General features: G+C 55.1%; 8 protein-coding genes and 1 pseudogene. 1 reads left to right on the forward strand and 8 read right to left on the reverse strand.

Features of this window, described 5'->3' with window-relative positions:
* Positions 1 to 62 precede the first annotated feature (62 nt).
* Positions 63 to 545, forward strand: coding sequence for a hypothetical protein (locus COO92_RS19995; RefSeq protein ID WP_240626537.1), 483 nt, complete (start codon positions 63 to 65; stop codon positions 543 to 545).
* Between the two features lie 125 nt (positions 546 to 670).
* On the opposite strand, the gene COO92_RS20000 is transcribed toward COO92_RS19995, so the two are convergent.
* From COO92_RS20000 to COO92_RS20035, 8 genes and pseudogenes are all read right to left on the reverse strand, one after another.
* Positions 671 to 1,489: an AbiJ-NTD4 domain-containing protein gene (locus COO92_RS20000; RefSeq protein WP_133125089.1), complete on the reverse strand. Its 819-nt coding sequence runs from the start codon at positions 1,487 to 1,489 to the stop codon at positions 671 to 673.
* 63 nt (positions 1,490 to 1,552) lie between these two features.
* Positions 1,553 to 2,686 carry an acyl-CoA dehydrogenase gene (locus COO92_RS20005; RefSeq protein ID WP_101304720.1) on the reverse strand — a complete coding sequence of 378 codons (1,134 nt, stop codon included), beginning with the start codon at positions 2,684 to 2,686 and terminating at the stop codon, positions 1,553 to 1,555.
* Between the two features lie 77 nt (positions 2,687 to 2,763).
* Positions 2,764 to 3,381, reverse strand: a complete 618-nt coding sequence (locus COO92_RS20010) for a carbonic anhydrase (protein ID WP_101304721.1) — start codon at positions 3,379 to 3,381, stop codon at positions 2,764 to 2,766.
* A 106-nt stretch (positions 3,382 to 3,487) separates the two neighbouring features.
* Positions 3,488 to 4,675: an acetyl-CoA C-acyltransferase gene (locus COO92_RS20015; protein ID WP_101304722.1), complete on the reverse strand. Its 1,188-nt coding sequence runs from the start codon at positions 4,673 to 4,675 to the stop codon at positions 3,488 to 3,490.
* Between the two features lie 53 nt (positions 4,676 to 4,728).
* Positions 4,729 to 5,901, reverse strand: coding sequence for an isovaleryl-CoA dehydrogenase (locus COO92_RS20020; RefSeq protein ID WP_101304723.1), 1,173 nt, complete (start codon positions 5,899 to 5,901; stop codon positions 4,729 to 4,731).
* Between the two features lie 60 nt (positions 5,902 to 5,961).
* A complete protein-coding gene (locus tag COO92_RS20025; RefSeq protein WP_101304724.1) occupies positions 5,962 to 6,426 on the reverse strand; it encodes a PaaI family thioesterase in 465 nt (154 codons plus the stop codon).
* A 364-nt stretch (positions 6,427 to 6,790) separates the two neighbouring features.
* Entirely contained in the window at positions 6,791 to 7,633 is an 843-nt protein-coding gene (locus COO92_RS20030) for a substrate-binding periplasmic protein (RefSeq protein ID WP_101304725.1), read from the reverse strand.
* 227 nt (positions 7,634 to 7,860) lie between these two features.
* A pseudogene (locus tag COO92_RS20035) lies at positions 7,861 to 8,502 on the reverse strand (DEAD/DEAH box helicase); the annotation flags it as partial.

The raw sequence follows: 8,502 nt of genomic DNA on the forward strand, positions 1-8,502 counted from the left end.
CGCAGGCTCTGCCCACGACTTAAGAAACATGGAGTGCTGCCAAAGCATCAGGGTTGAGCGTGATGTATCAGCCAAGAACGCCAACCTACCGCAAGAGTGATCCGGTGATGCGCTGGAACTTGCCGGATCGTGTCTTCTTTGCCTGCGGCGCATGTCATATCCTTGCCCATGCCTTTCTCATGCGGTATGGCACCGACGACATGACGCCTTTATGGCTTCATCCGCACGCAGGCTTTACCGGCAATCATATCCTCATTGCTTGGGATAGCTGGGTTTTCGACTATCACGGCTACTGCCATCGACAGAAATTCATCGACCACTATTTTCTGCGCGCGCGCCAACGCTGGGCTGGCTGGGACGCAGAGATTAAACCACTCCCGCGCGACGTCCTGATTTCCGAGGAAAAATCGCGGCAGTTCGATGGACTGCGGCTGCGCGAACCAAAACAATTTCTGCATGACGCACTACCGCGTGCAGAACGTTTTCTTGATCGCTTTACGCCCCCTCCCACAAATCATCCTCACCTCAAGCCGCATCAAGGATGATAGCGCTACCATCACCCGTGCTTGCGGATGATTTCACACTCAGTGCAGCAACGGAGTTTCGCACCACCCGACACCGAAGGAGGTGATAGCACCAAATCATCAAGATAGAACATGAGCTAAGGCCATTATTTTCTTGAACTATCGATAAGATAATTTGCGAAGCTCGCACAGGCCACGATCATGAATTTCGCCTCGGCTTGCGTAAGCTTTGGGTCGTCCATCAGCGCATGTCGTATGCCATTCGCATTGCTTGAATACCCATACAATTTTGTAAAAGCCTCTTGCATCTGCCCCGGCAAATCTGGGATTTGCTTGAGCGCCTGCCCAAGAGTAGCCTTTGGACTCCCTGAAACTACTTTACATGCAGACTCGACCGCTGAGATCGCCTCTTTTATTGCATTACGCAAGTCAGGTTTGGGGCGATCTGAGAAGAGTTTCAATGCTGCACCAATATGGGCAGATACATTTGAGAATTCGTCTTCGTGACCTAATGCCTGTTCTAAAGAACCAAGCTCTGTTTGGTCAGTGACACAAATCACCATATTATCAACGATCCGATAAGCTTCGTTTTCTTCTTCCAAAACTGCGTTAATCAGCTTTTGGAAATTATTACTATCGGAAGAGTCCTCCTCCTCAAGATGGAACTCAATAAACAATATGACCTTCAACCAGTTATAAGAATAAAACCTAGTCCTGATGAAGTCTACAACCCCCACACCATCACGAGGAATTTGATCAATCGGAAGCTTGAAAAACCGAAACCATAGTCTTGTCGCATAATTCGAGAAGTCGACCGTCATACCTCTGTAGTTGTTTGCTTGGTCAGTATACTTGAAAATAAACAAAACACTCCATAAGCGGTGAATTGTTTCCACTTTCAGTCGCTCTGGAATTGGCATACCCGGCGGTTCTGCATAGCCATATCGCTCTGCAAAGCTCTTCATAGGACCCCACACACAATTAATTTAGCGGGTTTATTACGAAGTATAATCACCTTAACAGCAAGCTCAATCCGCCAATGCCCGCGCAATCACCATGCGCTGAATGTCAGATGTGCCTTCGTAAATCTGGCAGACCCGGACATCGCGATAAATCCGCTCGACCGGGAAATCCTTTAGGTATCCATAGCCGCCGTGAATCTGGATGGCGGCGGAGCACACTTCCTCGGCAATTTCGGATGCGAACATCTTGGCCATGCAGGCTTCGGTCAGGCACGGTTTATGGTCATCGCGCAGTTCGGCGGCGCGGTGCACCAGCAAACGGGCGGCATCGATTTTGGTCGCCATATCGGCAAGGCGAAAGGCCACCGCCTGATGCTCCATGATTTTTTTGCCGAATGTTTCGCGCTCATTGGCGTAATCGCGGGCAGCCTCAAATGCGGCGCGCGCCATGCCGACCGATTGCGCGGCAATGCCGATGCGGCCACCTTCAAGATTGGCAAGGGCGATTTTGTATCCTTGGCCCTCGTCGCCCAGCATGTTTTCCGCAGGAACCCGGCATTCAACAAAGGTGATCTGGCAGGTGTCCGAGGCATTCTGGCCAAGCTTTTCCTCGACCCGGGACACTACGTAGCCCGGCGTATCGGTTGGTACGATAAAGGCCGATATGCCGCGTTTGCCTGCATCCGGGTCGGTGACGGCAAAGACAATCGCAATATCGCCCTCACTGCCCGATGTGATGAATTGCTTGGACCCGTTGATGATCCAGTGATCCCCATCGCGCACCGCACGGGTTCGAAGCGCACTGGCGTCTGATCCGGCTTGGGGCTCGGTCAGGCAAAACGCGCCGATCTTTTCGCCCTGCGCCATGGGCACCAGGAATTTCTGCTTTTGATCTTCGGTACCAAATTTCAGGATCGGCATACAGCCGACCGAGTTATGCACCGACATGATCGTGGATGTGGCGCCGTCGCCTGCCGCAATTTCTTCGAGGGCCAAGGCATAGGCAACATGATCCATGCCCGCCCCGCCGTAACTATCTGGGACCAGCATGCCCAGAAAGCCAAGTTCGCCCAGACCGGCAATGGCCTCGGCCGGGAAGGTATGGTGAATGTCCCATTTGGCGGCATTGGGTTTGAGTTCATTTTCGGCGAACTCACGCGCGGTATCGCGCACCATGATCTGATGATCTTCTAATCGCATGGTCGTACTTAACCCTTCCATCTTCCCAGTCGGGCGAAGCACCGGCCATGCGATCAGAAAAAAGCATTCAGCCGGGCTTACAGGCCCTGAACAAATTCACCTTTGGCACTGTCATATTGCCAAAGAATGCCTTCTTTCATGCCGTACCACCACCCATGCAGGTGAAGGTCCCCGGCATCAATCCGATCCTTGATGAAAGGAAAGGTCATCAGGTTATCAAGCGAGTTGCAGATCGAGTGGCGTGATACCTCATCCACGTCCGGGCCGTGATGCAGGCAGCATTTTGCCATGCTGACCCATTCGCCGATAAAGTCACGTTCGGGCACCTTGCCTGCTTCGCCGTGTTCGACCAGTGCTTCCATCCCGCCACAACCGGAATGCCCAAGGATCACGATGTCCTTGACCTTAAGATCGCGGACCGCAAATTCAATCGCCGCCGACGTCCCGTGATAGTTTTCATCGGGCTCATAGGGCGGGACAAGGTTGGCGACGTTACGCACGACAAACATCTCACCCGGCTCGGCATTGGTCAGGATCGCCGGATCAACGCGTGAGTCTGAACAGGCAATCAGGAGCACTTCGGGCTTCTGGCCCATATTGACCAAGTCTTCGACACGTTCAGGGCGCTGCTCATAATACATCGCCTTAAAGCTTTTAAACCCGGCCAGCATCCGGTCAACGGTCGGCTTTGACATCGCGCGAATTCCCCTGTTTTGATCAATCACTCTGCCGACAAAATAGGGGGAATTCGCACAAGTTGGTAGCCCCAAACGCAACTTTTTAGAACGGATTTAATCTGCGTTAAATAAGCTCAACCGCAACGGCGGTGGCTTCCCCCCCGCCAATGCACAGCGATGCCACCCCTTTGGTCCCGCCACGGGTTTTAAGCGCATGGATCAAAGTCACCAGCAAACGTGCGCCCGTCGCCCCAATCGGATGACCAAGGGCGCAGGCCCCGCCATGAACATTGACCTTGGCATGATCAAGCTCAAGATCGCGGATCGCAGCCATGGCCACCACGGCAAACGCCTCGTTGATTTCCCAAAGATCGACATCACTGACCGACCAGCCAGCCTTGGCCAGAACCTTTTTACTTGCATCAATCGGGGCGGTCGTGAACCAGCATGGCTCCTGCGCATGGGTCGCTTGGCCCACGATTTTGGCAAGGGGTTTAAGCCCGCGCTTTTTGGCCTCGGATGCACGCATCATGACAAGGGCCGCCGCCCCGTCGGAAATTGATGCCGAATGGGCGGCTGTCACCGTGCCGTCCTTGGCGAAGGCCGGACGCAGGGTCGGGATTTTTTCCGGTTTGGATTTTGGCGGCTGCTCGTCAGCGTCAATCGTCACGTCACCCTTGCGGGTGGCAAAGGTCACCGGGGTGATTTCATCACTAAAATGCCCGGCCTTGGCCGCATCCTGCGCGCGGGTCAGCGATGTGATGGCGTAGTCATCCTGCTCTTTGCGGGTAAAGCCGTATTTTTCGGCGGTCGCCTCGGCAAAGGTGCCCATCGACCGGCCCTTTTCATAGGCATCTTCAAGCCCGTCCAGCGCCATATGGTCATACACCATGTCATGGCCGTATTTATGGCCCGACCGCATTTTTGGCAGCAAAAATGGCGCATTGGTCATGCTTTCCATGCCGCCCACCACCATGACATCGGAACTGCCTGCGGCCAGAATATCATGGGCAAACATCACGGCCTTCATGCCAGATCCGCACATTTTATTGATCGTCGTTGCCCCGGCGGCACGCGGAATACCGGCATGCCATGCCGCCTGACGTGCGGGTGCCTGACCCTGACCAGCGGGCAAAACATTGCCCATGATGACTTCGTCGATGTCACCGCCTGTCACACCACCGCGTTCAAGGGCGGCCTTGATGGCAACACCGCCCAGCTCAGCCGCGGTAACGGATGCAAAATCACCCTGCAAGCCGCCCATCGGGGTGCGGGCACAGGAAACGATAACGATGGGATCAGACGTGTTCATGAGTTTTAACCTGTATCTGTGTTTTGGTCAGATTTGTGCAGAAAACCGGGGATTTAAGCGGTTTCGCCAAACAGTTCGCGGCCAATCAGCATGCGGCGGATTTCGCTGGTCCCCGCCCCGATTTCATAAAGCTTGGCATCGCGCAGCAACCGGCCGGTTGGATATTCATTGATATAGCCATTACCGCCCAGCGTCTGGATCGCTTCAAGCGCCATCCATGTGGCCTTTTCCGCGGCATACAGGATCACACCCGCCGCATCTTTACGCGATGTTTCCCCGCGATCACAGGCCTTGGCGACCTCATAAACATACGCCCGACAGGCATTCATCGTGGTGTACATATCTGCCATTTTGCCCTGCATCAGCTGGAACTCGCCAATCGCCTGACCAAACTGTTTGCGTTCATGGATATAGGGCACCACCACATCCATGCAGGCGCGCATGATCCCGGTTGGGCCGGCGGCCAGAACCGCCCGTTCGTAATCAAGGCCGCTCATGAGAACGCGAACCCCGCCATTGAGCTGACCGAGGATGTTTTCTTCGGGGACTTCGCAGTCCTGAAACACCAACTCACAGGTGTTTGAGCCGCGCATGCCCAGTTTATCAAGCTTTTGCGCGGTTGAGAAACCCTTGAAACCCTTTTCGATGATGAAGGCGGTGATGCCCTTGGGCCCGGCTTCCAGATCGGTTTTGGCATAGACCACCAAGGTATCGGCATCCGGGCCGTTGGTGATCCACATCTTGTTGCCATTAAGGATATAGCGATCACCTTTTTTCTCAGCGCGCAGCTTCATCGACACCACGTCTGAGCCAGCGCCCGGCTCGCTCATGGCCAGCGCCCCGACATGTTCGCCACTGATCAATTTTGGCAGGTATTTTGCCTTCTGATCGGCGTTCCCGTTGCGTTTGAGCTGATTGACGCACAGGTTGGAATGCGCGCCGTATGACAGCGCAACCGAGGCTGAGGCGCGGCTGATTTCTTCCATGGCGATGACATGTTCAAGGTATCCAAGGCCCGTGCCGCCGTCTTCCTCGGAAACCGTCATGCCCAGCAGGCCCAAATCGCCGAATTTGCGCCAGAGATCGTTGGGAAATGCGTTGGTTTCATCGATCTCGGCGGCGCGCGGTGCGATTTCGGCCTCGGCAAAGGCGGAAACGGTTTCGCGGATCGCATTTGCGGTCTCGCCAAGATCAAATTTCAATCCGGGAAATTCGAAAAATGCCATGGTATCTATCCTGCCCTGAGTACGATTTGATTATTCGCTTAAAATGAAGAATGCGCCGAATTAGTCATTTTCATGCAATAATTCAGGCGGCAGCTTCATCACCTTAAGCGTCTGAAGTGCGGTCGTGCACAACACCGGTTTTTCATTCCTCATACCAAAGATATCGATACGGGTGACAATGATCGACCGACCGCGTGAAACAACTTCGCCAACGGCCCGCAATTGATCGCCCAAACCGGGTGCAACGATGTTGAGTTTATATTCAATCGTCAACATCCCCTGATCGGCCTCAACCAGACTCCATCCGGCAAAGCCCCCGGCGATATCGGCCAGACCGGCAATGAGCCCGCCGTGGAAAAAGCCATTGTGCTGCACCAGATCAGGACGGGTTGGCACGACAACCTCAACCCGGCCCGGTGTGACGTCGGTGATTTTCGCACCAATCGACAGATTGTAGGGCTGCTGGGCAAAACGATAGCGGACTTCTGCATCGTAATTGGGGTTTTGCGGTTCAAACGGTGCCATTCGCGATCCTGATGATAAGGCGATGCACATTTTTAAGCGCACCGGGATATGACGCAGCTCTGTTGTAGTTAACGTTTACGTTAACGTCAAATCAAATCCGCATAAGGATGCCGATTTAATCAAAGGGCCTTTAAGATCATCCGGTTTTGCGGTGAGGTCGATGCGGGGTTCTATTCTGAACTCTCTGCGATCCACTCTGCTGACCACTCTGCCGAGCTTCTTTGCCGGGTTCGCGGCGGAGTCCACAAAGGGTTCGTTGACGGGGGGTCGCCGGTTGGGGCTCACGAGCAAGGGCAGCATGGGTCTTTCGATGGAGTTACAGAGTAAAGCCCGCGGGGCTCAAGAGCCCCCATCAAACGGCGGCTCAGTTGGTGCTTGATCCCCAGCGGGCGACGTTGGCATCAACCATTTCGGCCATGACATCATCGGACACCAGCTTAAACAATGCCTGCGCAATCTTGCCGCGCAGCTTGCCGGTGTTGCATTCTGATTTATGCGACATGGTCAGATAGAGGTTTTCGGCACTGACCGGCACGGTATAGCTTCGGATGTCTGTGACTTTCTCACGCGCGGCAACCGCCTTGGCGGGGAATTCTTCGTAAATCAGATATTCCGCCCGATTAAGGGCAAGCATCTGCAAGCCCTGCTCAAGCGTTGGCACTTCACGGATGTTAAGGTTTTCGGCCGCATAGGCGTCAAAGCGCTGACCAAAACTGTTGTCAATGACAGTCAATCCTTCGAGCCCGATCAAATCAGACCATTCGAGATATTTCAGATCAAGGTTATCGCGTGTCCAGATAACGGTGCGCGTGCCCTGAAAGGCCGGATAGAAATAATCCATATACTCCATACGCGGCACGGTCAGAAATGCACCCGCAATCAGATCGATTGATCCTTCGCGCATGGATTGCTGAACCCGCCCCCAACTGCCTGCATGGATCACGTCGATCTCAACACCGGCAAGTTCACCAACGCGTTTGATCATGTCGGCAGCCGCACCAAGAAGATGTGTGCCGTCTTCAGATTGCCAGAGATACGGCGGATAATCCGGGTTTCCCGATGCGACAAGATGCGTGCAGTCGCGGCTTCCATCTGCATTTACAACAAACTGCCCCGACATATCCTGCGCCTGCGCCTGTCCCTGTGGGGCGGCTGAAAACAACACCCCGGCCACCACTGCACTTAAAACTGTGATCGCCCATTTCATCGGAAGCAAACTCCCTGCCCAGTCACCATACAAAACATAGTCTGTCTGTTTATGTGGGATGACGCTACGGATAATTCACCCTTACGGATAGGTCGAAAGTCTAATTTTTATCATCCCGGCCATCGCAGACAGGCCACAAACACGAAAAGGGCCGACTGTTTCCAGCCGGCCCCTTGGTATCTTTTGTCCGTCGTTATAGGGGGATATCCCGCCTATAAGATGTCAGCTTAGGCTGAACGACGTTTCATGCCCTGGTTGCCACCGCGACCTTCGCTGCGGCCTTCGCTGCGACCACCTTCGGCACGGCGCGGACGATCATTGAAGTCACGGCGGGCGCCGCCATCACCGCGCGCACCGTCACGACCGGCACCATCACGATTGCGGAAGTTCGCAGCGCGTTCAGCACGCGGCTTGTCTGCACCGCGGCGTTCGCCACCATCACGACCCGCACCATCACGACCGGCACCTTCGCCACGCGGGCGGAAGTTACCACCGCGACCGGCACTGCGGTCTTCACGGTCACCGCGCGGGGCACGGTCATCATTGTCGAAACGCGGTTTGCGATCGGCACGGAAGTCACCGCCATCACGGCGCGGACGATCAGAGAAATCACGACGTGCGCCATCGCGGGCACCGTCACGGCCCCCATCGCGTGCACCATCACGACCACCGAAACCACGTGCTGCGCGTTCACCCTGAACACCATCACGCGGCCCGCCATCACGACCGCCGCCGAAGCTGCGACCACGACCGGCATCACGACCACCATCGCGACCACCATCACGGGCAGCACCATCACGACCACCGCCGAAACCGCCGCGACCGCGACCGGCATCACGACCACCGCCGAAGCCACCACGACCACGACC

It is taken from the genome of Thalassospira lohafexi (assembly GCF_002844275.1).
Taxonomy (GTDB): domain Bacteria; phylum Pseudomonadota; class Alphaproteobacteria; order Rhodospirillales; family Thalassospiraceae; genus Thalassospira; species Thalassospira lohafexi.